Genomic DNA, 26218 nt, shown 5'->3' with positions numbered 1-26218 from the left:
CAAATCAATGAAATAATTTCGATTGATCAATCAGTAAAAATCCACACAAGTTGTTCTTCATAATCTCTTAATGATCTTCTTCATGCTTCGTCAGCATGAAGAGCTGGACTAAATAAACTTAACAACTCAACCTATTTAGCTACGTTGTTCAGCGCATTGCGTCCTGATGCTGCGTATTCTATACAGTTTGTGAATCAGCGCAACCCCTATTTCTAACAAAAAACACCGTCTGTATATTTTTTAAACCAAATCATCTAAAAACAGTATTGTTCATTTACTTTTTAACCAATTTTAAAGTAAAAATTTCTTTTCTATCTTATTCAAAGTATTCAGCAGAGGAATGCGCATGTAGAAATGCAGGAATTAATCCTGTTAATGCTGCTCGAATATCAGATCTTTCATTAATAAGCTGATGCGAACCTTCTTCTAGCATTAATAATGTCTGTAATCGAAACTTTCTACGGACAAAATCAATATTATATTTCCAATCTACCGTTTGATCTTGTGCACCTTGTGCCAACCAGACTGGAATACGGCACTCAGGAAATGCCTCCATATCCTGCATCCATTTTGACATTGCAAGAATCCAGTCCATTCCCATCATACGAGGTTGCAATGGATCTTTAAGACGCACAAATCTTAAAAATTCTGGATTATGGTTATTTCGTTTAAAATGTCGTGGTACTTCCCGTTTAATTCTACGAATAATGCCTAGACCAATAGAATTATGCCACCACGCTGTTTTTGCAGGACGTACCAATGGTGATAACAGCAAAGCGCGCCCTACCATCGGATTAGCACGTTTTTGTGCATATTCAAGTAAATGATGCATCCAAATTGCAGCACCTGTACTTTGTCCAACACCTAACCATGGTTTAGGTAATTGCTCTGCATTTTTAACATATTGATGAACAGCATGAAGCACCTGTTGATAATGATCAAAGTCTTTTATATTGGCAGGTGAACCATCACTTAAGCCATGTCCAGGCAAATCATAGGTAATAACACTAAAACCTTGTTCTAATATTTCTTTGATAATCGGTTGATAAATTCCACTATGTTCTAAATAACCATGTAATAGACACACTGTTCCTTTTACTTGTTCTATTTGTGGTTTAAATACTTGTACATGCAATCTAAATAATGGCATTTCAATGAAACCTTGCCATTGTTTACAATCCAATTGATCAAAACCATACAATCGCTGATATGCTTTTAGTTCTTTATTCGGGTGATATTCGCGATTTAAATTTAGGGCTTCTAATAGTTTTGGCGTGTTATCACGACTTGGGACAGGTAAATCCAGTTGTTTTAGAATGGTTGGATTTAAAAATGGAATATCTGCCATTAAGGCACCTCTCTACAGCCACTCGAACCGAATAGCATATCTCTAATTGTCGCTAAGGTTTCGTAATTTGCCCTGCGACTATGATCATAATTTTGTTTGCTCGGTTTCCAAGCTGTTAATTGTATTGGCATTGGCGCTTCCACTGGAATGGTTTCTATCCCATTTAAAGCAAATAATCGTCGTGTTCTAGGCATGTGATAACGGTCAGTAATCAATAAAACCGTAGGTGCTCCGCCTTTTTTCTGTAAAAGTAATGAGCTAAAACGTGTATTTTCGCATGTATTCATGCTTCTATTTTCCAACAACTTCGCTTCAACACCACGTTCTGACAACCACTTTTGCATATAAGGTGCTTCTACACCACTTAAAACAATAGGTAATTTAACTTTATTTTCTAAAGCAACCGTGGTTTCTAAACGTAATTTAGTATAGTCATTCACAATGATATCTTTTTGATTTTTATCTAAAGTTAAGCCACCACCCAGTACAACTATCGCATAAGGCTGATCTGTAATTTTGCTTTTTACAACATTTGTACTTTGTAAGCTTTCAATATCTTTTTTCACTTGTGAGCTTGCCAAAATTTCTAGATGTGAATCCGCATGCTCACGCTTTGGCTGTTCAATCGGATAGGTTTTTAGGAAGTGAATATACTGATCCATCAGCGCTTTATTATCTTCTGTATTTAAATCCAAAAGATTTTTAACGGTTTCTGTAGATTGATCCGCCTGAACCTCAGATGTAGATTGCTCAATGATCAAAGGAATAATAGGCTTTTCTTCTACGTCGTCTTCTTCTTTTTGTTCTTTGGCAATTTGTGCTTGTAAGGCTTTATAACGCAATTGCAGGGTGATTAAATCCTGAGAATTTTTATGATGAAACTCTTCTTCCATAAGCTTCAGGTACGCTTGTCTTGCAATCCAAAGATCTGAACCGGGCTCTAAGTTTTCAGCATCCGAAAGTCCTGCATTTTGCTGACTTTGTGCAGCCACCTGATTCACTTCTACAGGCACGATAGCATTCAGAATTTTAACCATCATATTAGAATAAAAAGGTGTATACCAAAAAACCATTAGACCGCCTAAAAATACGAATAATATTGCGATCATTCGTACTAATTTAACCATCCAATGCTGTTTCACCATATATTCTCTCAATTAATGGTTTTGAATAAACCCACAACGATCATAAAGGACAGGTTCTGGCTCTAATTGCACACCAAAATGTTTAAAAACATCCTTTTGAACTGCATGATAAGTCGCTTGCACATCAGTTAATGTTGCATCTGAGTAATTCACTAACACCAATGCTTGTTTTTCAAACATACCCACTTGGTTTAACTGTTTACCTTTCCAACCGGATTGATCAATTAACCAACCTGCAGCAATTTTAACCCGATCATCTGTTTGTGGATAATGTGGAATATTCGGGAATTTTGCAATCAATTGTGAAAATTGAGTTTGTTTTATAATCGGATTTTTAAAGAAACTACCGACATTCGGAAATTCTTTAGGATCGGGTAATTTACTTTGGCGAATATGAATGACTTGCTTCTGTAAATTTTCTGCGCTGATTTCATCGCCCATTGCCAATTTTAAATCACCATAATTCATTCTCAAATCTGCTTTTTTTAATAATTTGAAAATAACATGCGTAATCACAAAGCGATTGGGGTCATCTTTAAAAATACTGTGTCGATAGGAAAACTCACAATCAGCGGCTTTAATTGAAGCCATCTGATTCAATTTACGATCATAAACTTCGACAGATTCTATAAACTCGCCGACCTCCACACCATAAGCACCAATATTCTGAACAGGTGAAGCACCAACCAATCCTGGAATTAATGCAAGATTTTGTAAGCCATATAATTGATGTTCAGTCGTCCAAAGTACAAAATCGTGCCAAACTTGCCCCGCACCCACTTTAATGGTCTGGGTATGCTCATCTTCTGTAATGAAATCGATTTTCTGAATATCCATTGCAACAACAAGTGCCTGTATATGCTCAGGCAACATCATATTGCTACCGCCTGAAAGTATCAGCACATTCAAATCATTTTCTTTGGCAAATTTCAAAGCATCTTGCAATTCAGTAATCGTTTTAACTTTAATAAAATGCGATGCAATTGCGTTCAAACTCAAGGTATTGAATGGTTTTAATTGAACTTGAGATTGGATATTCATTACTTAATTTAACTTCCTGATTATTTCAATAATTTACATTTAATAAATTAAATTGCAATGACTTGCATTAATGCTACGTATATTACAACTGTTGTTGAAACACTTTTACCCAAGCCCGACTACTTGATTCACATTGATCCAGTACGCGCTCAAAGCCTTCACCTTCGCCATAATATGGATCAGGTAAAGCTTGTTGTGGATAATCAATATCATGCTCACTCATTAACGCTACTTTTGCTTTAATCTTATGGCGACCAAATTTTGCAACAGCTTGAACGAGCAAATCCTGTATATCATCAAAGTTTTCATGATCCATCGCTAGAATTAAATCAAAGTCTAAAAAATATTGGGTTTTTAATTGTCTAGCGCGAAGCGTTGAAAGATTATAACCTCTTTTTAAAGCATGTTTTTGACTACGTGCATCTGGTGCTTTATTGGAGTGATAATTACTCGTTCCAGCTGAATCGACAATAATATTTAATTGTTTTTTATTGCAGAAATGTCGTAATACCACCTCAGCCGTGGGTGAACGACAAATATTTCCTAAGCACACACATAGAATTTTGTATGGCATTTGGGATGTCATAACAACCTCAATCGATCATTTCTTTTATATGGTCTTATGTTAAGTTATTTAATAGGTGAATCCTATAGACCGTAAAACAATTATGTTTAATTTCTGATGATTGATGAAGGATAATACAAATGAGTCATTTTCAATTCCAAACGGTAGCTAATATCATTTCAGGATTAGGATCAATTCAAGAGTTAAGCAACATTCTCAAACAGAAAAATTATAAAAAAGCATTAATTGTGACCGATGCAGGAATGGTTCAACATGATTTACATCTACCGCTTTTAGACATTTTAAAACAAGATCAGTTGGATTATGAAATTTATTCAGATGTACAAGCAGATCCACCTGAACATATTGTTTTAGCTGCCGTAGAATTCGCCAAAAAAAATCAGGTTGATATTGTCATCGGATTTGGTGGTGGCAGTTCAATGGATGTTGCCAAAGTAATTGCCGTGCTTGCAGATCCAAATCAATCGCAAACCATTCAAGAGATATACGGCGTGAATAATGCCAAAGGTCCACGTCTCCCTCTCATTTTAATTCCAACGACCGCGGGCACAGGCTCAGAAGTCACGCCTATTTCGATTGTCACGACAGGTGAAACCACCAAAACTGGCATCGTTTCGCCTGTTTTATATGCCGATGTGGCAATTTTAGATGCATCATTTACTACAGGTCTTCCTGCACATATCACAGCTGCAACTGGTATTGATGCAATGGTGCATGCTATTGAAGCCTATACCTCTAAAATTAAAAAGAATGTGTATGCCGATATGTTGGCTAAACAGGCATTGAAACTGTTAAATAAAAATTTGAAATTAGTTTTAGCTGATGGTTCAAATTTAGAAGCACGTCAAAATATGTTATTTGGTTCAATGCTTGCAGGACAAGCCTTTGCCAATGCACCTGTTGGCGCTGTTCACGCCTTGGCATATCCTTTGGGCGGACATTTCCACCTTTCACATGGGCACAGTAATGCTTTGGTTTTACTTGAAGTTTTAAAATTTAATGCTTCGGAAGCTAAATCACACTACGCCGAATTAATGCAATGGCTAAACCCATATAGCAAAGGCAGCACTGATGGTCTCTGCGACTTGTTTATAGATCATATTCAAAGTCATCTAGATGAAAGTGGCTTAACGCTAAAATTAAGGGATTTAAATATCCAAGAACACCAATTGGAAATATTAGCCAATGATGCAATGCTGCAAACTCGGTTATTGCAAAATAATCCAAGAACTGTACATCATGCAGACGCTTTAAAAATTTACCAAGCAATTTATTAATATTCAATCTATCCATACCTCAAAGCGCGATTATGAGTCATTCAATGTCTTTTGAGTTTACTCGATAGAAACTGAGTGACTGATTTTGACCTCCGTTGCAATTCAAATAAATATTAACAAATTCTCACAGTGTGCAAATATTAATCAATAAAATATAATTTTTGATTATATTTATCTGTTTTTTGAACAATCAGATTTTATATAAAAAGCATAATTAAATCTTTTAAATACAATAATATCAAAAACTTATACCTTAATAAAAATCAATTATGACTAACCAGTATGTATTTTACGTTCCTTTTCATATAATTTTTAAAATAATTACTCTAGAATCGCTGCCGATCTTAATCGGAAAATTAAGATAACTAACGGTATCGGAACAATTTTATGAAAAAACTTACATTGGCAATGCTGCCTTTAGCAGCAGTTGGATTAAGCACAGTAACGCATGCAGCAACCTCAGATGGCAAAACATTTGGCGTCTCTACGGGTTGGTTACACGTTATGCCACAAAGCAATCCACAAGGTGTAAATGGTCAGACTCAGTCGCCATTCCCTACGACTATGTCAAACTCACCTCATGCTGGTTTTGAAGTTCAAGATTCCAATACTGTTGGCGTTATGCTTGATTATTTTGTCAATGATCATGTCTCTTTAGAATTAGTATTGGGCGCACCACCTGAAATGGAACTTTCGGGTAAAAATGCTATTTCTGTTTTAGGACATGATATTGTCAGTTTAGATAAATTTTCAAAAGCGGCTACAACGGATGCTTATACTCCAACAATTGCTGCTCGTTACCACTTTGGCTCTATTCATAATAAATTCCGCCCTTATGTAGCCGCGGGTTTAATGTATGCACATTTTTCAAATGTAAAAACAGACGCAGCAATCAATAGCGAATTAAAAGCGACTATCAATGGTATTGCCAACCAAAAATTTCCACAATTTGGCGGTAAACTCGATTTACAACCGAGCTTAGGTAAAGTCAAAGTAGATGATGCCTTTGCACCTGTGATTACACTCGGTGCTGACTACAACATTACTAAAGAATGGTTTGCAACAGCATCTATTTCTTATGCACATTTATCTACAACTGCTAAATTAAACGTAAACGGTATAACACCTACTGGTACTCCGACTACATTGATTACAGGTAAAAGTGATATCCAAATCAATCCAATCGTGACCTATGTTGGTATCGGTTACCGTTTCTAATCATTTGATTTCTTTGATTGAGGTTACGCTTTAATTTCAATTACTTAAACTCAGAAAAGTGCATTAAATTTTAGTTTAATGCGCTTTTTTATTGATATTCACTTGCTGAATTTACTTTTTTTCGATAAAACATCTTAAATTTTCTAAAATTAATTCAATAATGAAACCAGAAATCAAATTACGTTCTCAATATCATTTTTTATTTCCGATTCAAACCCGTTGGGCTGACAATGACATCTATGGCCATGTGAATAATGTGACTTATTATAGTTATTTTGATACTGCTGCCAATGCCTTACTCATCCAAAAAACTGCTTTTGATATTCATCATTCACCTATTATTGGCTTAGTGGTGAACTCTTCATGTAATTTTTTAGCAGAACTGACTTATCCTGAAATTATTGAAGTAGGTGTGGCAATTTCCAAAATTGGGCATTCATCACTCACTTACGACTTAGCCATTTTTAAACAAGGTAAAGAGCAAGCTTCTGCACAAGGTTCTTTTGTACATGTTTTTGTTGATCGTCAAACTAAAAAAAGCACCTCAATTCCAGATGAAATGCGAGATGCCTTACAGCCCTTTTTAATGGGATAATGATTTAGCTAAAATCGATTTTTTAACGCTGAACTGTTTATTCTCAAACCACAACGATCAATAAACAGTTCAACTACAGTAAATTAGCCTCGTCAATCGTTGATTAAACCATTGCAGGATCACTCACAGAGTCTTCGCCTGTTTCAACCCGACCTGCAAAGCGGCGATAAAATTTACTGTCTTGCGTACAGGTCACAGCAAAATCATACCATTGCCAAGCATCTTTCAAGTCCCAATGCTGAACTTGAGTTTGTCCTGCTTTAACCGTGATTTTTAACGGTGTGTCTGTACGATAAACAATTGGCGTTAATATAAAATCCACGTCTTTTGCTCCCGTATTGATTAAATCTGCATATACATGACCATTGGCAATATCATAACAGACACGTATTTCAGGATTGATTTGCAAGTCTATATTACGATTTAAATCACCTTTGAAATGTCTATGAAATCCGTTTGCTCCCATCACCCAAAGATCATAAAGCCCTTGATTGTCTGTTTTTACATTCCAAACATCATCAAGTGTCTTGCCTGCTTCAACAATATAACGACGTGGAACACGACTCAGATTCAATTTATCATAAACATGGAAAACTGCGCCTTGCATGCCTGTGTTTGAAAATAGTAATTTCACCGTCCCATCATTTTGGCAACGTGCACTGGTATGCAACTCGTAAGGTAGTGCTTTTGAACGGCGAATTCCACTGGCTTGGATAGGTAATTGTAGGCTTGTCGGAATTGGAACATTGGGTAACTTTTGCTGTGCAGCACGGAGCTGATCTGCTTGGTCACGTGTTTGCTTACCATTTAAATTAGGTAAAATATCTTCATTTGGTGTTTTAAAATTAAAAGTTGAGGTTAAATCACCACAAATTGCACGGCGATATGGACTAATATTGGGTTCTTTCACCCCAAAACGCTTTTCCAAGAACATCAGTACAGACGTATGATCAAATACTTGAGAATTCACGATACCACCACGACTCCACGGCGAAATCACAAATAAAGGCACACGTGGTCCCGGCCCATATACGCCATTATCTTTTTTCGGCTGACTGGCACTTCCCACGGGTGCATCATGTGAATAGTATTCATATTGCATATCTGCTGTACTTAATGTTGATTTCCCTGCATAGCTATTATCAGCTTGCAAAGTCGGTGCAGAGGGTGATGGGACATGGTCAAAATAACCATCATTTTCATCAAAGTTAATTAAGAATACGGTCTTGCTCCATACTTCTGGAACAGCAGTTAAAGCTTCCAATATTTCTTGAATAAACCATGAACCTTGAACAGGACTCGATGGCCCTGGATGCTCACAATATATTGATGGTGCATTAATCCAAGACACTTGCGGTAATTTCCCTGTTTGAATATCCTTTTTAAAGGCATCTAAAAACTCTTCAGGTTTATTGCCAGGCAATGTATTGGCAATACCTTTATAGAGCGGATTTTTCGAATTATCGGTAGTTACATCGTATGCTTTATATGGCAAAGCTTGCGCAGCTTTATTATAAGGACTATTCGGCGCTCCACCACTCGAAACAGGATAACCTGAATCAATATTAGCCTTTCTAAAGCTACGAAATGCACCCAGCATGTTATCGCCCCATTCATCAGGCATATTTTGATAACAAATCCAGTTCACACCTGCTTCTTCTAATCGTTCTGCATAAGTTTTCCATGTGTAACCTACATCGACCGTTTTAGGGTCACCATCAATCCAATCCCATTCATTATTAACAAAAGCTGTACTGGTTGGAACTGCACCATTGGTTCCTGTTAAATGGAATGAGCGATTGGCATCCGTACCAGTGTGCATAGAACAATGGTAAGCATCACAAATTGTAAAAGCATTGGCTAAGGCAAACTGATACGGGATTTCCTGCTCTTTAAAATATCCCATTGCATAATCGGTTTTATAGGTAGGCCAATTTGACAATCGCCCATTATCCCAAGCTTTTTGACTGTCCACCCACGTATGATTAGTTCCAGGCGCCCGCTGAGCATTATTACTCGAACCATTTAAATGAAATGGTGTTAATAATGCACCATTACTGCGTTGCTGTTGCCAAACAGTACGATCGTTTTGCAAAGGAATCGTAATACGGTCTGCAAAACCACGCACGCCTTTTAATGTGCCAAAATAATGGTCAAATGAGCGATTTTCTTGCATAAGAATAACGACGTGCTCTACGTCTTGAATCGTTCCTGTTTTATTATTTGCTGGAATCGCTAATGCTTTCTGAATACTACTTGGGAATGTGGTAAGTGCTGCAACACCAAAACCAGATTTGATGGTATTTCCTAAAAATTGACGACGATTAATCATAATATTTTCCCTATTTATTCTTTATGGCGCACAACGCATCACTGGTTTTTTCGAAGCATCAGGTTTTGTCGAACCTTGATTATCGTTAGAATTATTACAAGCCGTTAAAGCCAATAAAATGGGGAAAAAATAAATACAGGAAAGCCATCCTTTGGTTTTTTTGATCATACGTCACATCCGAATTAAAGATGCCAATACATTAGTCAGGACAGATGACATCACTATGTCATTTTTATTGCAAAACAAAGACCAAAAAATAGACCATGAAAGGTCTATTTTAAATTTAAAGCCGATCAAGAACCGACTTACTTCAATTGAATATTTTCTAACTGTCCATCAAAAGCATCAACCAAGCTTTTCACAACCACTTCCTGATGAAGCATGTCAGAAGCACGTTTGAAAGCCTGCTCTTTACGAATGTTTTGCATCATAAAAGGTGTTGTCGTTTCAACTTCACCATACTGCACTATGAAATTCGTCAGCGACCATTGCTGTTTTAAAGCCGCTTCTAAATCATGCTGCGCTTGATTCAATATTTTTTCATACTTAGGTGAAATCTGAAAATTAGATTGTCCGTTAATAGCACCGATCATTAAGCCATGCTGTGCAAGCTCTTGAACTGCGGGTGAAAGCGAACTATTTCTAAACCAAAACTCCCACTTATCAACCGTCCACTCACCTTCTAAAACTTGTGGCTTTAAACTGAGAATTTCCTGTGGCGTTTGTATAATTTGTATATCTACAGATGATTCAGTTGCATGCTTAATTTCTGAAACTGAAGCATAATCTACTTGATGATCCACTTGAACATTAAGTAGAGGATCATTTTGGATCGAGCTTTGTTCTACATGCTTTGTTTGATCAGGCTTATTTGCAGCGAATGTTGATTCACTACTTTGATCTTGATTTTGCTGTTCACTTTCAGGTGCTAAGAAAAATACATCTTGGCTTACACCCTGATTTTGAGCTGTTTGCGTCACTGGCTGAGTGAATTTAGCACCAAATAAAGTCAAGCTAGGTTCAGTATTGTCGATGACAACGTTTTCAGTTGCAGTATCAATTTCAACCACTGGCTTGTGCTGAGTATTTTCAGAAGTCTGTGAATGATTTATTGGTGAATTTTGAATTTGAGAATGTTCAGCTAGAGACTCATCCTCATCCAAAAAATCATCACTATTTGGCTCATTATCATCAGCATGATGTTGTGATAATTCATCTTCAACATCATCCAAATCTGGATCAAAACTTGAATGTGTATTTTGATCAATCGCTAGTTGATGAGTCACATTGGATTGCTGTGAATCCACCACATTATCTTGAATCAGTGGAGTAAATTTTGCTGCAACAACATTTTGCGGTTGTGATATTTGAGTGTTTTCTGTTTGAGTATTTTTTTGTTGATGGCTCTCGACAGATTTTGTACTTTGAACTGAATGATCTTCGAACACTTGTGATACAACTTGCTGCGACACAATCACTTCATTGACTGGAATTGGTCTAAATGCCAACAGACGTAACACGGTCATTTCAAAACCTTGCTCTTGCGTTACAGCAAGTTGCAATTCTGCACGACCTTTACAGGCAATTTGATAATAAAGTTGTAAATCTTGTGCAGCAACCAATTGCGATAACTGCATAATTTTGCGATTAATTTCCGCACTGTATTTCAAACTTAAATCGGGTAGATATTGTAATAATGCCAACTCATGTAAAGTTGAAATAAATTGATCTAAAACCAAAGAAACATCTAAAGCTTGTTGCCTAAATTGTAATAATAATTGGCTTACACGTGCAGGTTGATTTTGGTGAATGGCTAAAATCAAATCATAAATAATAGTACGGTCTATAAGACCTAACATTTCTTTCACATCTTGATGACGAATTGCCCCCTGACCATAGGCAATCGCTTGGTCAGTTAAAGACAATGCATCACGTACAGACCCTTGTGCAGATTCAGCGATTTGCCAAATTGCATCTTGTTCAGTGTCGATATGTTCTTTATTTAAAATATCACCAAGATGATGAGTAATTTCATCTACAGCAAGAGGTCTAAGTGTGAATTGCAAACAACGAGAAATCACCGTAATGGGTAATTTTTGTGGATCTGTGGTCGCAAATAAAAACTTCACATGCTCAGGTGGTTCTTCTAATGTTTTTAACAATGCATTAAAAGAATGCGTTGAAAGCATATGTACTTCATCGATCAGGTATACTTTGAAACGTCCCTGTGTCGGTGCATAAGGTACATTGTCCAGTAGCTCACGTGTATCTTCAACTTTGGTACGAGATGCCGCATCAATTTCAATCAAGTCAATAAAACGACCTTCATTCACCGCTTTACACGTTGCACAAACTTCACACGGCGTAGAGGTAATCCCTGTTTCACAGTTCAGACATTTAGCAAGAATACGTGCAATGGTGGTTTTCCCAACACCACGCGTTCCTGTAAATAGGTAAGCATGATGCAAACGTCCACGGTCTAAAGCACTGGTCAGCGCACGAGAAACGTGGTTCTGTCCGACCAATTCATTAAAATTACGTGGGCGATATTTACGTGCAAGTACCTGATACATGAATGCTCCTAGTGACAGGTCTAAGCATACTGTTTTTTTGATGATTAGTGAATGAAGTTCATTCAAGATAATGCTGTTATCTAGAAATCTGGTTAATTCCAAAGCAAACGATAGGTGAATGAGCAAATTTTAAAATGCGATTGTTAATATGGATTGATTTCACAACAACGATCCATAAAATTTTTAATCCAATGTAACACCTGCCCATGATTAAAAAATAATAAATGATTTCCATGATACCAATACATTTCACTACCCTGCCAATGTTCATGTAATAGTTTTACAAAACGAGGTGCTGTAAAACTATCACCTGCACCACCCACGACCATCAAGCGATGCGGCTCATCAGAGGTTTCCAATTGATTGCATGGTGCAAAGCTGTTGCTTTTCTTATATACTTGAATATTCCAATCATGTTTTTTCATAATATTTTGCATAAATGTAGACAACGGCGGCCATCCCATCACCATATCTATAGGAAAAACAACAGGTGCAAACTGAATAACAAAAAATAAACGACCATCTACGTTGGCAACCAAGGCACTGATGTATCCACCAAGACTGAACCCCATCACGCCCATTTGGGTCACACCATTTTGTTCTAAATAATTCATCAAAATTCTAAGATCAAAAACCGATTGCACCATCGCTTCATTGCTATGCGCAAACCCACGAGAAAAGAAACCTAATCCATTGATTAGATCGTTTGGCTCTTTGCGATAACCATGAAATGGTAAGGTATAAAGCAAAACATCATAACCTTGCTGGTAAAGCCAATTTAATTCAAACAACTTACTGTTTAATAGGTACGAATCGAGGACAACACCATGAATAAAAATCAGGGTCTGTCTTACACCATCGGTATGTTGCCAATGTTGAGCAACCACACGATTATTTTTGGATAACATTGAATATTCAGCATTTAACTCTGGATTTAGTGTGATATAAGGACTATCAAAATTAAGTAAATCTACTTTTGCAACACCTTTCGAAAGATGAGTGTATGCAGATAATTTAGACTTTTTTGATCTCGATATCCTTTGGTGGCTCTACAAAAACATCAGTAGGATTTTCTAATTCTGCAAAAACTTTATAAAACTCTAAAAGTTCTAATTCCTTTTTTACATGAGATTCAGATATAAGATTCTTATTCATTGCCAATGAAATTGACATGGCTAAACCTGTAAGGCAAACATAATCTAATGTCGCCGATAGACCGATTTTCAAACGATATTGATCATCCAACGTCGCTTTATAGGATGATTCATAATAATTTTTTGGTAAGTCATTCCACCAATAGTCATTGAGCATTTTCTTCCATTATTTATTTTTATAACAAGATTTTGTCATTTTATGATGACTAAATTTTACTGAGATATACAAAGTTAATAATGGCAAGAATGTTCAATTCTTTGACTGGAAAGTTTAATATTGAGTAAAACTTAATGTTTTATTTAACTTTAATAAATTTTTAATCAATTAAGTAGCAAAGACTATTTTACGATTATCTGAATAGTTTGGTTAAAAAAATAAAGCAGAATATAACTTCTGCTTTATTAACTGATTTTGTGAACTTTAAAATTTACTAGGTAGGTCTCTCAAATGTTTTCCCGCAATTGCGAATAGACATTACAGGTATAACAAACGAATGATGTCCTAAATTGTATAATGAATAACTTACTGTTTTAAGACAATACCTAATATCAAATAGTGTTCACTTTTACTAATATTTCAGACCTTATCCAGCAAGCTGCTTTTTGTCAGGTAAAGTCCGCCAAACAAATATAGATAATATTAAAAACATAACACCAGAAATACCCAACACTTTACTATGCGCATGAATAAAGGCTTCAAAAGCTGCTTGCTTCACTTCTTGCTTCAAAGCAGGTTCTAAAGGCTGAACAATTCGTATTGCTTCACCAATGGACGAACTGACTTGCGCCACTAAATTTTGCGGTAAATCTACTGGCAATACAATTGACTGCGTATAGAAAATAGCGAGTAACAGCCCGAAAATCGCGATGCCTAAACCTGCACCCAATTCATAAGCCATACCTTCTATTGCCCCTGCCGCCGTTGCCTTTTGAGGTGAAACTGAAGACATAATCGCTGCTGTGGAAGATAACAAGGCAATTTCAACGCTAATCCCCATCAACACCATCCAAACCCACGCTTGAATAGAATGTGTGTCAAAATTAGTCATCGCTAAGCCCAAGAAACTCACGGCGCACATCAACATACCAATCGTTGCAACTGGTCGTAAACCATAGTGATTCATCAAAATACTGGTAAAAGGCCCGCCAATACATATTGCAATCATGAATGGTAAAATGAACAAACCTGCTTCTAGCGGACTATATCCATAGACAAACTGTAATTCTTGAGACAGTAATAATTCAAAACCGACCAATGCAATCATTGCCACCATTGCCATAACAATACTGGTTGAAATCACTGGGTTCTTAAATAAACTAAAATCAATCATGGGTTGAGTTGTCTTTAATTGATGGCGAATGAAGCCAACCAACAACCCCAATCCCACAATAAAAATTAAAATCATCCATACATTAAAAGCATGAATTGACGTTTTAACGGAGTAGATCAACATCAAAATTGCGGTCACCAATATCAATGCTTGCATCAAATTTAAAGGCTGCTTGGTTTGCACTTCTTGTTTCGGCACTAACCACGGTATCAACACCAAGACTAAAATGATAATAGGCACATTGATGAGGAATACAGTTCCCCATGTAAAATGTTCGAGAATGAAACCACCCAAAAGAGGACCAAAAGCTGCACCTCCTCCTCCGACAGTTCCCCAAACACCGAGTGCATAATTACGTTGCTTTTCATCTAAAAATGTATTTCGAACACCTGCCAATGTTGCAGGTAAAATCATAGCCGCACCGACACCTAAAAATGCCCGTGCTGCAATTAACATAAACGCGGTATTTGCAAAAGCCGCCATCAGCGAAGCGACACCAAAAATGCCTGCACCAATCAGCATAAGGCGTTTAAAGCCGATGCGATCTCCCAATGCCCCCATGGGTAGAATCAGTCCTGCCATAATCAGTGAATAAATATCAATGACCCAGAGCATTTCAGTACTTGATAAAGATAAAGCTGCGCTCAATGTTGGGATGGCAACATGGAGCACCGTCGCATCGATTGAAACGGGTAAATAAATTAAGACGATGATTGCCAAAATCACCCAATTGCGGTACATAACACACCTAATTAAAGTTGGACATTTGTTCAAGTTAGGTTCATTATAACCACACTTGAACAACCGTCCAACTTTGTTTATTATTTATTTTGTAAATACCGCCAACAGAATCTACTTGCTGAAAAAATGATGAACTATTTAAACCGAGAACAACGCCGTGGCATGATTTTGGATGCAGCCAAACGAGTCGCATTACAAGATGGTTTGAATGGATTAACTGTGCGTCGCATTGCAACTGAAGCACAAGTTTCCACAGGACAAGTACATCATCATTTTGAATCTAGTTCGCATTTAAAAGCAGAAGTTTTTATCGAGTTGATGAACCAACTCAATGAAGTTGAAGATCAAATCAAAACCAATAGTAATCTTGAGCGTATATCGCTTTTACTTGGGTTTGAAAATATTGAACAAACTCAGCCCTATTTACGGCTTTGGAATGAAGCTGAAATTTTAATTGTTCAAGATCAAGAAATTAAAAAAGCTTATAATACGACGATGGAACAATGGCATCTGGCTTTAGTGAGTGCGATTGAGCATGGTATTACCCAGCAAGAGTTTAAAATTTCTATCTCAAACTCCAGTCAGGACATTTCATGGCGATTAATCGCTTTTGTTTGTGGTTTAGAAGGTATTTATCAACTCGGTCTACGAGGTTTAGATAAGCATTCTTTTAAACACCATGTCGAAACAATCCTTAAACTAGAATTGCTCCAGTGAGACTGCATCGACAAGTGCATAAGCCATTATTTTAAAATTAAATTTTAAAACTTAGTCTTTTAAATATTGCCAATAGATCAATTTCAAAATATTGATTATCAAAGTCTATATTTAGAACCAACCTTTGCTACCTTTCAATTCTGCATCGGCACAACGCAAAGTCTCTTGCGACAATCCCCAAAGACGATAATCCCCTGTAATTGAACCAGTTGCAAAATTATGCGTATAAGCAAAACTCAGTTCACGCTGTGGGTCACACCAAGCACCTGAACCATTATAGCCAATATGCCCAAAACCTTTTTTTGCCCGTTTCCCCATGGTAATGACACGGTGATAACCTAAACGCCATTTCATCTGAATCGGCATGACTCGATCACGCTTAATACTTTGAATTTGACTTAATTTTGCAAATACTTCTGGTTGAATAAAGACTTTTCCATCCCAAACCCCTTGATTTGCCAGCATCGCATAAATTTTTGCCAAACTATTTGCTGTAAATACACCATTGGCGGCAGGAATAACCGCTTGCAAACCTTGGTCACTAAAAAAACTAAAATCTCGCATACCTTTCGGTACCATCGCATCTAGAAAGTCTTGCGGATTTTGCCCAGACAATTCGACTAATTTATCTGCAAATGACGTTTTATTATTCTTCGCTTTAGCTTTACTCGGTTTAGCCTCTGTTTTGGGAATGGATGATACTTTTTGAATCAAACGTGCCACACGATCCAATTCAGTATTAGGAACACCAAAGTATGCACCATCTAACTGTAAAGGTCCGACTAAATATTTCTGCATTAAACTGCTTAATGACTGATTTGTCGCTTTTTCCAGTACACCACCCACCAACCAACCAAATGTAAGTGCCTGATAAGCAATATCTTTGCCCACAGTAAAACGTGGCGTGGCTTGTTCCATGACCTGAAGCATATGTTGCCAGTCTGCCATTTCTACAGCACTTGCAAGCAGATTCCGAATGTCATATAAACCGCTTTGGTGACTTAAAATATGACGTAAAGTCATGCTCTCTTTACCATTTTGACCAAATTCAGCCCAATATTGAATAATAGGCGTGTCGTAATCTAAGAAACCTTCACTGACAAGAATATGTGCCAACGTCGCTAAAATGCCTTTACCTGTTGAATAACATACCGAAAGTGTCTTTTCATTCCACAGTTCAGTTGGTGATTTTTTACCTGTATAGATATCAACGACTTTTTGACCTTGAAAATAAACAGCAAGTGCAGCACCACCACTTTCAATACGTCCATCTTGTAAACGACTAAATTGGCTTGCTAAATCTTGGAAACGCTCATCCACAAAACCTTGATAATTTTTAGTATTTGCAAAAATAATGTCCGTTAAGCTGCTCATTTTCCTATCCTATTATTCTCGATGTGATCGCTTTTTATTAAAAAAAAAGCCTAAATCATCTCGACTTAGGCTTACTATCTTATTTTAATTTATAGTGCTTTGACTATACCTGAAACATGCGGTTTTTGTGATTTTTGATTGCGTATCAAGAAATCAGTTGTGCCTTTGCTTTCCGCAGTCAAAAATTCAACGGTAGATGGTAAAAACATCGGTAATTTAAAATAGACATCGACATCATAAGCATCGGGCAAACTCATGCTCGCTAAAACACGTGCCTTACTCCACATACCATGTGCAATGGCTTGCTTAAAACCAAAAGCTTTCGCAGTCACAGCGTGAATATGGATCAAGTTAAAATCACCAGAAGCCTTCGCATAACGACGACCTATATTTTCAGCCACGTTCCAAACGGTTTGAACTTGATAATTTGGTTCATTGCTATTTTTTGTTTTCTGCGCAATAACACCATCTGTCTTTTGACGCGCTAAATATGTAGTAATGCCTTCCATAACCACATCATTGCCTACTTTTGCAGTGGTAATAAAATCGAACTGCACACCTTTTTCATGCGCTTTTAATTCACCAAATTGACAAGACAAAGTCAGTTGCTCATTCACACCAATTTTACGTGCTTGCTTAATTTGGTTGCGAATATGTACCAAACCTAAAATTGCAAATGGAAATGCTTCTGTCGTCATCATGTGCATTTGTAGGCTTTGCGATAAAACTGCTAAATAAATTGCAGGAATATAGCCATTATTTTTAAAACCACAAACTTCGTTGTAGGCCTTTAAATGATTTGGATCAATTTTGAATGAATCCACCACATATTCAACTTGCGGTAGAACCTTTTCACCTTTCGGTTTTTTGAAAATTAGACCTTGAATGACTTTTGTATAAGCTAAATAAGGCTTTGGAAGTTGATTAAAATGGCGAGTATTCATACTAGACCTTTCATTATTTAAAATTCTAAACGGGTAAAGACTCTATTTTGAAAATAAAGTCTGAGAGGTTTTCTGAAAATTTAAATCAGAAATTAAACCTCTCTAACCTCTTCCTAAACAGAAAGAGATATTTTTAGTTTTTACGCGCCAATCAAGCTTTGACCACAAACACGTACAACATTACCATTTAAACCCGTCGATGCTGTAGATGCAAATAATGCAATCGTTTCCGCAACATCTACAGGTTGTCCACCTTGACTCATCGAGTTCATACGACGGCCCGCTTCACGGATTGCAAATGGAATTGCAGCAGTCATTTGAGTTTCAATAAAACCAGGTGCAACAGCATTAATTGTAATACCATCTTTTAATACTGGTGCTGTAAATTTAACTAAACCAATCACGCCCGCTTTAGAAGCGCCATAGTTGGTTTGACCTAAGTTACCTGCAATACCTGAAATTGAAGATACGCATACAATACGACCATTGACATTTAAACCATTATTTGACAATAAATAATCATTAATACGTTCAGCTGCCGACAAGTTAATGTTGATTACAAGATCCCACATTTCTGGCTTCATATTCGCCAATGTTTTGTCACGTGTAATACCAGCATTATGTACGATGATGTCTAAACCACCTTGAGCCGCAGCAGCCGCTTTAATTTGCGCGCCTGCATCTGCCGCTGTAATATCGATGGCTAAAGTTGAACCACCAATTTCAGTTGCAACACGATCAAGATCAGCTTGCTGTTGTGGTACATCTAAACAAATCACATGTGCACCATCACGAGATAACACATGAGCAATCGCTTCACCAATACCACGGCTTGCACCTGTTACCAATGCAGTTTTTCCTGCAAGTGGTTTTGCCCAATCAATATCAATTACAGCGGCTTTAGAAACACGAATTACTTGACCTGATACATAAGCAGAGCGTGGCGATATAGCAAAACGTAAAGAAGATTCTAAGTTTTGAGCAGCATCTGCATCGACGAGAATTAAATCTGCTGCAATGCCATTTTTAAACTCTTTACCTACAGATTTTACAAAACCTTCAAGCGCACGTTGTGCAATTGCTTGTTTAATCGTAGGTGCAGTTTCAGGCGTTAAACCAATTACAATCACACGACCAGACTTGGCAATTTGACGTGCAATTGGATTAAAAAATTTGTGTAATTCATGTAACTGTTCTGAATTTTGAATGCCAGAAGCATCAAAAATAACCGCTTTAAACTTAGACTCTTTATCACCTTCGTTAAATGCACTTGCATTTAGTCCAACTTTTGCTGCAGCTTGCTGTAATTCTGTATTATTGCCTGCGTAAGTATTGGCATGAATATTACTTAGAACTTGTGCAATTTCACCTGAAAAAATACTATTTGCAGCAGCACCAAGAAGAACCGCACCCTTCACCACAGGTGTTGCAGATTCGAAGCGATCCAATTGAATAGGTGTTGGTAAACCTAAATTTTTAATGACAAATTTACCAATTGGTGATTTTGAAAAAGCTTGATACTGGTCAGACATGATTATTATCTCTTAACAAATTAATTTTGTATGGATCTTAAGCTATCTTTTAACTTTGGAACAATCTCAGATACTTATCATACAAGCGACCCATTAGTTTCAACTAAATAATACTTGAGTTGCAATAATGATGACTTGACCTGAAACAATATGCAAATGTCATTATAGTCAATTCAGCACTTTATTGAATATGGTAATGTAGCATTATGAAGATTATCCAAATACTTGGAAAAGCCTTATGAGCAAAACAACTCAAGAAAATTCAACAGTAGAAAATTCTGTCATAGAATCTGTGTCAAATACATCAAAAACTCGTACACGTACGAGCAAAGTAAATACAGCTGTTTCTAGTGCCACAAATGGCGCAAAAAAGCCAAGTCCATCTGCAACATCTACTTCAGGTAGAAAAAATGCGGAAAAAGCATCTATTTCAAAAACACAAACTTCTGGTCAACAGGACAAAAACATGAGTCAAAATACAATTCGTCGCGTCGCTATTATTGGTGGTAACCGTATTCCTTTTGCACGTTCAAACGGCCCTTACTTTACTGCATCTAATATTGATATGTTTACAGCGACATTAAATGGTCTTGTTGAACGTTTTAATCTTCAAGGTCAACGCCTTGGTGAAGTTGTTGCAGGCGCAGTGCTTAAACATAGCCGTGATTTCAACATGACACGTGAATGCGTTTTAAATACGCAACTTGCACCAGAAACTCCAGCTTATGACCTTCAACAAGCATGTGCTACTGGTCTACAAGCAGCTTTTCTTGTTGCAAATAAAATTGCATTAGGACAAATCGAAGTGGGTGTTGCAGGTGGTGTTGATACAACATCTGATGCGCCAATCGCTTTTGGTGACGGCTTACGTAAAGTTATGCTTGAACTGAATATTGCAAAAACAGGTAAAGATCGTTTAAAAGCTTTAACAAAACTTGATGTTAAAGATTTACTTGATGCGCCTAAAAATGGTGAGCCACGTACAGGTTTATCTATGGGTGACCACCAAGCAATTACAACGCTTGAATGGGGTATTCCACGCGAAGCACAAGATGAATTAGCGGCGACTTCACACCAAAAAATGGCGAAAGCATATGATGAAGGTTTCTTTGATGACCTGATCACACCTTTCATGGGTTTAACTAAAGACAATAACTTACGTCCAGATTCTTCTGTAGAAAAATTGGCAAAACTTAAGCCTGCATTTGGTAAAGGTGAAACTGCAACAATGACTGCAGGTAACTCTACCCCATTAACAGATGGTGCTTCTGCTGTACTTTTAGCTTCTGAAGAATGGGCTAAAGCAAACGGCCATGAAATTTTAGCTTACTTATCATTTAGCGAAACGGCTGCTGTTGATTTTGTAGGTAAAAAAGAAGGTTTATTAATGGCGCCTGCGTATGCAGTTCCACGTATGTTAGACCGTGCTGGCATCAAACTTCAAGATTTTGATTATTATGAAATTCATGAAGCATTTGCAGCACAAGTTCTTTCTACACTTAAAGCTTGGGAAGATCCTAAATTTTGTAAAGAACGTTTAGGCGTAGATGCACCTTTAGGTTCAATTGACCGTAGTAAATTAAATGTGAAAGGCTCTTCTTTAGCAGCTGGTCACCCATTTGCTGCAACAGGTGGTCGTATTTTAGCGACGGCTGCAAAACTAATTAACCAAAAAGGTTCAGGTCGTGTACTAATTTCGATCTGTGCCGCTGGTGGTCAAGGTGTAACTGCGATTGTAGAAAAATAAGCTTCATTATATTTTTCTAAAAAAACCCCGAAAGTAAAATTTCGGGGTTTTTCTATATATTTAAAGTAATATAACTTAAAAACTAGAAACGATAACCCACACCGACATAGCTGATTAATGGATCAATTTCAATTTTAGTTTTTGCGCGAATTAACTCAGCTCCATTGTTTTTATTCATCACGGTAATTGTTGCTGTATTATCCAACTTTGCATATGAAATAGAAGCTGTCGCAAACCAATTTTGTTTAAAATCATAGGTAAAACCAGCTGTGACCAGTGGTGCAAAACCATCATCCGCATCAGTTTTAACTTTAATGTCTCCACTAGATACCTTACCCTCTAAAGAAGCACCCGCTTTATTATCATAAATATTCTGAATCATATGACCAGCTGCAACTAAATCTGCTTTAACACCATCATTTAGCTTAATATCTGTAAAATGAGCATACATAAAACCTCCCCCAAGGAAAGGTCTAAACTTGTTTACTCCAGGTTTACCAAAATAATATTGGGCTTGTAAACCTGGCGTCCATGCACGTGCTGTTGCTGCTCTATCAAACTTATCTAAATCGGTAATGAGTAAGTTACTTTTCATGTAAAGATCAAATCCCTCCTCGGTCACACCTTGCAAAGGATGAGCTAATGCAGAAAATGGTGCGTACACTTGCCCTTTACCTTTTAAATCGACCTTTGGTGGCACACCACCAACCAATTGAAGCGCAATATTTTCATTAATATTATAAGTAAACATCAATCCCAATGTATCTACATCTTCAACTTCAATGCCTGCATTAGAGTTCCATTGAGAAAGCCCATTTATTTCTGCTGTACCTGTAACTTGATCAAGAAAATCAACAGGTGCTTCTGGGCTATTACCTAGTTCAAGTAAATCATCCAGTAAATAGCGGTTACTATTTGGATCATCTGGGTTACTTTTAGTATTAAGCAAACTGAGCAAGTTAGGATCCATATCATCAATACGAGATTGATCAACATTATTAACAATCGTTACCCCTGAAATCATCCCTACTTTAGATAAAGTTTTTTCAGCGACTGCCGTTTTAATTCTCATTGGTTGTGCTTTACCAAGAGAAGTCATATGTAACCACCCCGCAGAAACAGAAAATTTCTTAAATTCATCTGCATAACTTAAATTAGCGATCAATATGAGTGAGGTCGCAAGTGCAACTTTCCTACCAATTTTTATTTGATTCATCTTTTCATCCTGTTAAAAGAGAACTTCACATAAGTAAGTGAAGTACCTACTAAATTACAAAAAAATGAATCACTTGTTGATATAAATCAGATTAAATGCATTGAGTTATTTTTATTTAAATTAAAAAATTAAAATTAACATAATAGATAACGATATTTATTATTTTAAAATCATACATCTAAATTTAATAAAGTTAAAATATTAGAATTTTTGTTATATAAATATACTATAACCAACTGATTAACATATAAATAATATAGTGAAATACCGCTCATTAAATAAAATTTTGTCAACAAAAACTATTAACCTAAAGTAGATTATAAGTAGTTATTGATTAAATTTACTAAAAAATAAGTATAAAAAATGGCTAACTGACATTAGCCATTTAAAATCTAAACTATTCTTAGGGAAAATAGCGTTGATTTTAGAAACGATAACCCACACCGACATAAGTGATGAGTGGATCGATATCTACTTTTGTACTCGAATTAATTAATCGCTTTCCTGTATTCGCATCAATCACATCAATTTTAGCTTGGTTGTTGAGCTTTGCATAAGAAATAGAAGCCACGCCAAACCATTTATCTGTAATATCGTATGTTGCACCTAGACTTACAATTGGTGCAATTGCATCAGTTGTTTTAACTCTTACGTAAGGGTTTGCACTAGAAGGTGCTCCATCCAACGCAGCTCCTGCTTTTCCATCTAAAACATTTTGGATCATGTGCCCTGCTGCAATCAGATCATTATTGATTTGCGGATTAAGTTTAATACCCGTAAAGCGAGAATACATGATGCCCGCTCCAATATATGGACGTAATTTATTCACACCCGATTTGCCAAATTGATATTGTGCTTCAAGTGCTGGTGTCCATGCACGAACTGATGCCGCTTTAGACTTATTACCTAAATTTGTGATTGGAATCGCTTGCTTTAAATCAATACCGTCTGGAAATAAGATTCCCACCAAATCACTTGGTGATGTGGCTAATCCAGTAAGTGGTGCTAAGATTTCACCTTTACCTTTAATATCAACTTTTGGAGGAATCCCACCAATTAATTGTAAAGAAACATTATCGTTGAGGTAATAACTAAACATTAAACCTAATGTATCCGTATCATCAGCTTCAAGCCCCGTACCATTTGCCTGCCAATGTTCCAAACCATGAATATTTGCTGTCCCCGCAACCTCAGGTAAAATATTACCTTTACCATCAGTCAAAAGCGTTTGCATAAATGCATCATTGAGAAATTCAGTTAAAACCTCTTTCTGATTAAATGGAACTCCGCCTACGTCTGCCCCCATAGCATTAGGATCAACAGAGTTTAAAAAACTCGTTGTAGAAATACTGCCTACTGTCGCATTTGTACCATTTTTAGCAATCGTATTAATATTAAATGGATTTGCTTTTCCTTGTGGCATCACATGTAACCAACCCGCAGAAACAGAAAACCTTTTAAATTGATCTGCATAACTTAAATTAGCGATCAATATGAGTGACGTCGCAAGTGCAAGCTTTCTACCAATTTTTTTTTGATTCATCTTTTCATCCTTTAAAAAGAGAACTTCACCAAAGTAAGTAAAGCATCTATTAAATTACAAGAAAATAAATCACTTGTAGATAAGAATCAGATTAAGTGCATTGAGTTATTTTATTTAAATTAAAAAGATAAATTATATAAAATAGATATTTTAGATTACTATTTTAAAATCATATATTTAAATTTAACATGGTTAAGATATTTGAATGCTTGTTATATAAATATACTATAACAGTTTGATTAACATATAAATAATATAGTTAAATGGTGCTCATTTATAGGAATTTTGTCAACAAAAATTATTAACTAAAGGTACATAGAAATAAACATTCATTAACTATATTTAAAAATTGGAAATATAAAAAATGGCTAACTTAAGTTAGCCATTTAAAATCTTAACTATTTTTAGGGAAAATAGTGTTGATTTTAGAAACGATAACCAACACCAACATATGTAATCAGTGGATCGATATCAATTTTTGATGTTCCACGAATTAAACGATTTCCCGTCTTAGAATCGACTACATCTATCGTTGTCTTATTATTCATTTTCGAATAAGACACTGATGCTACTCCATACCATTTTTCAGTAATGTCATATGTTGCACCCAGGCTGACAATTGGTGCAAATGCATCATCTGTTTTTACTTTAACATAAGGACTTGCAGAGGATTGTTTACCATCCAGCGCTGCCCCTGACTGATTATCTAAAATATTTTGAACCATATGACCTGCAGCCACTAAATCTTTATTCACCTGGGAATCCAATTTAATGTCTGTAAAATGCGCATACATGATGCCAGCACCAACATATGGTCTGAACTTATTAACACCCGCTTTACCAAATTGATATTGCGCTTCAAATGCTGGTGTCCACGCACGTACACTTGCGGCTTTGGATTTATTACCTAAATTCGTAATAGGGATATCTTTTCCAATTTCTAAACCATTCGGAAATAAAGGTGACAGAAAACCGCCCGGTGTAGCCAAGCCTGTCATATTTGCAACAATTTCGCCTTTACCTTTAATATCAACTTTCGGCGGTATCCCACCCATTAACTGTAAAGATACATGATCATTAAGATAATAATTAAACATTAAGCCCAAAGTATCTACATCATCTGCTTCCAGGCCTGTGCCTTGCGCTGTCCATTGATCAATACCATTGATCTGTGTAGTGCCTGTCATTGCACCAGAAACAGCTGAGTCTGGATTATCATTATCAACTAGCAATTCCAGCAACTGGGCAAAATTGCCACCTGTAGCATCTTTTTCAAAAATTTGAGTTAAAAATGGTTTAGCAAGCATATTATTGCCAATTCCCTGACCATCATCCATCGTAGCAGTATCAGTGATTGAACCAAGAAATGAACTTTGAGAAATATCGCCAATACCATACTGTTTTTTAGGATCTACCGCAGTATTAATATTAAAAGGATTTGCCTTCCCTTGTGGCATTACGTGCATCCAGCCTGCTGATACAGAAAAACGTTTATGTTCCGCTGCAAAACTCATATTGGCGACAGCTAATAATGAACTTGCAATAACAATATTTTTTAATATAAATCTTTTTTTCATTTTTCATCCTAGAAATTATATTACCTTACCTTGGTAACATTTTAGAGAATAAAGAATTAAACATGATTAATACTGTAAATTCCGATGAAAAACTTATCAATATATTACTTAAATATATTGATAATAATAAAATTTATATTTTTAAAAAGTATTTTTTCCATAAAAAACAGCACAATATATTTACTATATAGTCAAATTTAACAGTTTATATATATCTATAAAGTCTT

General features: G+C 36.3%; 21 protein-coding genes. 5 read left to right on the top strand and 16 right to left on the bottom strand.

Annotated elements, in window-relative coordinates; all coding sequences use genetic code 11:
* Positions 1-316 precede the first annotated feature (316 nt).
* The 4 genes from ACG94X_RS10180 to ACG94X_RS10165 form a co-directional block, all read right to left on the bottom strand.
* Positions 317-1348 (bottom strand): alpha/beta hydrolase, encoded by a 1032-nt coding sequence (locus tag ACG94X_RS10180; RefSeq protein ID WP_419383616.1) that lies wholly within the window; start codon positions 1346-1348, stop codon positions 317-319.
* Complete coding sequence (locus ACG94X_RS10175) at positions 1348-2493, bottom strand: YdcF family protein (protein WP_419383615.1); 1146 nt, start codon at positions 2491-2493, stop codon at positions 1348-1350. Before ACG94X_RS10175 ends, ACG94X_RS10180 begins: the two co-directional genes overlap by 1 nt.
* Before the next feature lie 12 nt (positions 2494-2505).
* Complete coding sequence (gene murB / locus ACG94X_RS10170; protein WP_419383614.1) at positions 2506-3534, bottom strand: UDP-N-acetylmuramate dehydrogenase; 1029 nt, start codon at positions 3532-3534, stop codon at positions 2506-2508.
* A gap of 82 nt (positions 3535-3616) precedes the next feature.
* Positions 3617-4120, bottom strand: coding sequence for a low molecular weight protein-tyrosine-phosphatase (locus ACG94X_RS10165; RefSeq protein ID WP_419383613.1), 504 nt, complete (start codon positions 4118-4120; stop codon positions 3617-3619).
* A 119-nt stretch (positions 4121-4239) separates the two neighbouring features.
* On the opposite strand from ACG94X_RS10165, the gene ACG94X_RS10160 reads away from it, so the two are divergent.
* The 3 genes from ACG94X_RS10160 (at position 4240) to ACG94X_RS10150 (ending at position 7210) form a co-directional block, all read left to right on the top strand.
* The gene (locus ACG94X_RS10160) at positions 4240-5397 is read left to right on the top strand and encodes an iron-containing alcohol dehydrogenase (protein ID WP_419383612.1); all 1158 of its coding nucleotides are present in this window, start codon (positions 4240-4242) and stop codon (positions 5395-5397) included.
* A 387-nt stretch (positions 5398-5784) separates the two neighbouring features.
* The gene (locus ACG94X_RS10155; RefSeq protein WP_419383611.1) at positions 5785-6615 is read left to right on the top strand and encodes an OmpW/AlkL family protein; all 831 of its coding nucleotides are present in this window, start codon (positions 5785-5787) and stop codon (positions 6613-6615) included.
* A 160-nt stretch (positions 6616-6775) separates the two neighbouring features.
* Positions 6776-7210, top strand: coding sequence for an acyl-CoA thioesterase (locus ACG94X_RS10150; protein WP_419383610.1), 435 nt, complete (start codon positions 6776-6778; stop codon positions 7208-7210).
* Between the two features lie 103 nt (positions 7211-7313).
* Here the strand turns inward: ACG94X_RS10150 and ACG94X_RS10145 are convergent, their stop codons facing one another.
* The 6 genes from ACG94X_RS10145 to ACG94X_RS10120 all read right to left on the bottom strand — a co-directional run bounded on the left by ACG94X_RS10145 (position 7314) and on the right by ACG94X_RS10120 (position 15341).
* Entirely contained in the window at positions 7314-9542 is a 2229-nt protein-coding gene (locus tag ACG94X_RS10145; protein WP_419383609.1) for a phosphocholine-specific phospholipase C, read from the bottom strand.
* A 21-nt stretch (positions 9543-9563) separates the two neighbouring features.
* Entirely contained in the window at positions 9564-9710 is a 147-nt protein-coding gene (locus ACG94X_RS10140; RefSeq protein WP_419383608.1) for a hypothetical protein, read from the bottom strand.
* A gap of 137 nt (positions 9711-9847) precedes the next feature.
* Positions 9848-12115 (bottom strand): DNA polymerase III subunit gamma/tau, encoded by a 2268-nt coding sequence (gene dnaX / locus ACG94X_RS10135; RefSeq protein ID WP_419383607.1) that lies wholly within the window; start codon positions 12113-12115, stop codon positions 9848-9850.
* Between the two features lie 143 nt (positions 12116-12258).
* Positions 12259-13023, bottom strand: coding sequence for an alpha/beta hydrolase (locus ACG94X_RS10130; protein WP_419383606.1), 765 nt, complete (start codon positions 13021-13023; stop codon positions 12259-12261).
* A gap of 106 nt (positions 13024-13129) precedes the next feature.
* Positions 13130-13426 (bottom strand): hypothetical protein, encoded by a 297-nt coding sequence (locus ACG94X_RS10125; RefSeq protein WP_419383605.1) that lies wholly within the window; start codon positions 13424-13426, stop codon positions 13130-13132.
* 427 nt (positions 13427-13853) lie between these two features.
* On the bottom strand, positions 13854-15341 hold the full coding sequence (locus ACG94X_RS10120; RefSeq protein ID WP_419383604.1) for a SmvA family efflux MFS transporter: 1488 nt from the start codon (positions 15339-15341) through the stop codon (positions 13854-13856).
* Positions 15342-15470: 129 nt separating this feature from the next.
* Between ACG94X_RS10120 and ACG94X_RS10115 the strand changes: the two genes are divergently transcribed.
* Complete coding sequence (locus ACG94X_RS10115; protein ID WP_419383603.1) at positions 15471-16058, top strand: TetR family transcriptional regulator; 588 nt, start codon at positions 15471-15473, stop codon at positions 16056-16058.
* A 111-nt stretch (positions 16059-16169) separates the two neighbouring features.
* Here the strand turns inward: ACG94X_RS10115 and ACG94X_RS10110 are convergent, their stop codons facing one another.
* The 3 genes from ACG94X_RS10110 to ACG94X_RS10100 form a co-directional block, all read right to left on the bottom strand.
* Positions 16170-17432, bottom strand: a complete 1263-nt coding sequence (locus ACG94X_RS10110; RefSeq protein WP_419383602.1) for a serine hydrolase domain-containing protein — start codon at positions 17430-17432, stop codon at positions 16170-16172.
* Positions 17433-17521: 89 nt separating this feature from the next.
* Entirely contained in the window at positions 17522-18376 is an 855-nt protein-coding gene (locus ACG94X_RS10105; protein WP_419383601.1) for a MaoC family dehydratase, read from the bottom strand.
* Positions 18377-18516: 140 nt separating this feature from the next.
* Complete coding sequence (locus ACG94X_RS10100) at positions 18517-19908, bottom strand: 3-oxoacyl-ACP reductase (RefSeq protein WP_419383600.1); 1392 nt, start codon at positions 19906-19908, stop codon at positions 18517-18519.
* 238 nt (positions 19909-20146) lie between these two features.
* Here ACG94X_RS10100 and ACG94X_RS10095 point away from each other — a divergent pair, with 238 nt between their 5' ends.
* Positions 20147-21655 (top strand): acetyl-CoA C-acetyltransferase, encoded by a 1509-nt coding sequence (locus tag ACG94X_RS10095; RefSeq protein WP_419383599.1) that lies wholly within the window; start codon positions 20147-20149, stop codon positions 21653-21655.
* Between the two features lie 82 nt (positions 21656-21737).
* Here ACG94X_RS10095 and ACG94X_RS10090 read toward each other — a convergent pair whose 3' ends face one another.
* The 3 genes from ACG94X_RS10090 to ACG94X_RS10080 all read right to left on the bottom strand — a co-directional run bounded on the left by ACG94X_RS10090 (position 21738) and on the right by ACG94X_RS10080 (position 25991).
* Entirely contained in the window at positions 21738-22871 is a 1134-nt protein-coding gene (locus ACG94X_RS10090) for an OmpW/AlkL family protein (RefSeq protein ID WP_419383598.1), read from the bottom strand.
* Positions 22872-23295: 424 nt separating this feature from the next.
* Positions 23296-24414: an OmpW/AlkL family protein gene (locus ACG94X_RS10085; RefSeq protein WP_419383597.1), complete on the bottom strand. Its 1119-nt coding sequence runs from the start codon at positions 24412-24414 to the stop codon at positions 23296-23298.
* Positions 24415-24839: 425 nt separating this feature from the next.
* Positions 24840-25991: an OmpW/AlkL family protein gene (locus tag ACG94X_RS10080; protein ID WP_419383596.1), complete on the bottom strand. Its 1152-nt coding sequence runs from the start codon at positions 25989-25991 to the stop codon at positions 24840-24842.
* Positions 25992-26218: the final 227 nt, after the last annotated feature.

Source organism: Acinetobacter psychrotolerans (assembly GCF_048552595.1).
GTDB lineage: Bacteria > Pseudomonadota > Gammaproteobacteria > Pseudomonadales > Moraxellaceae > Acinetobacter.
Note: the sequence above shows the minus strand (reverse complement) of the source record. Positions and strands in the feature narration are given on the sequence as shown.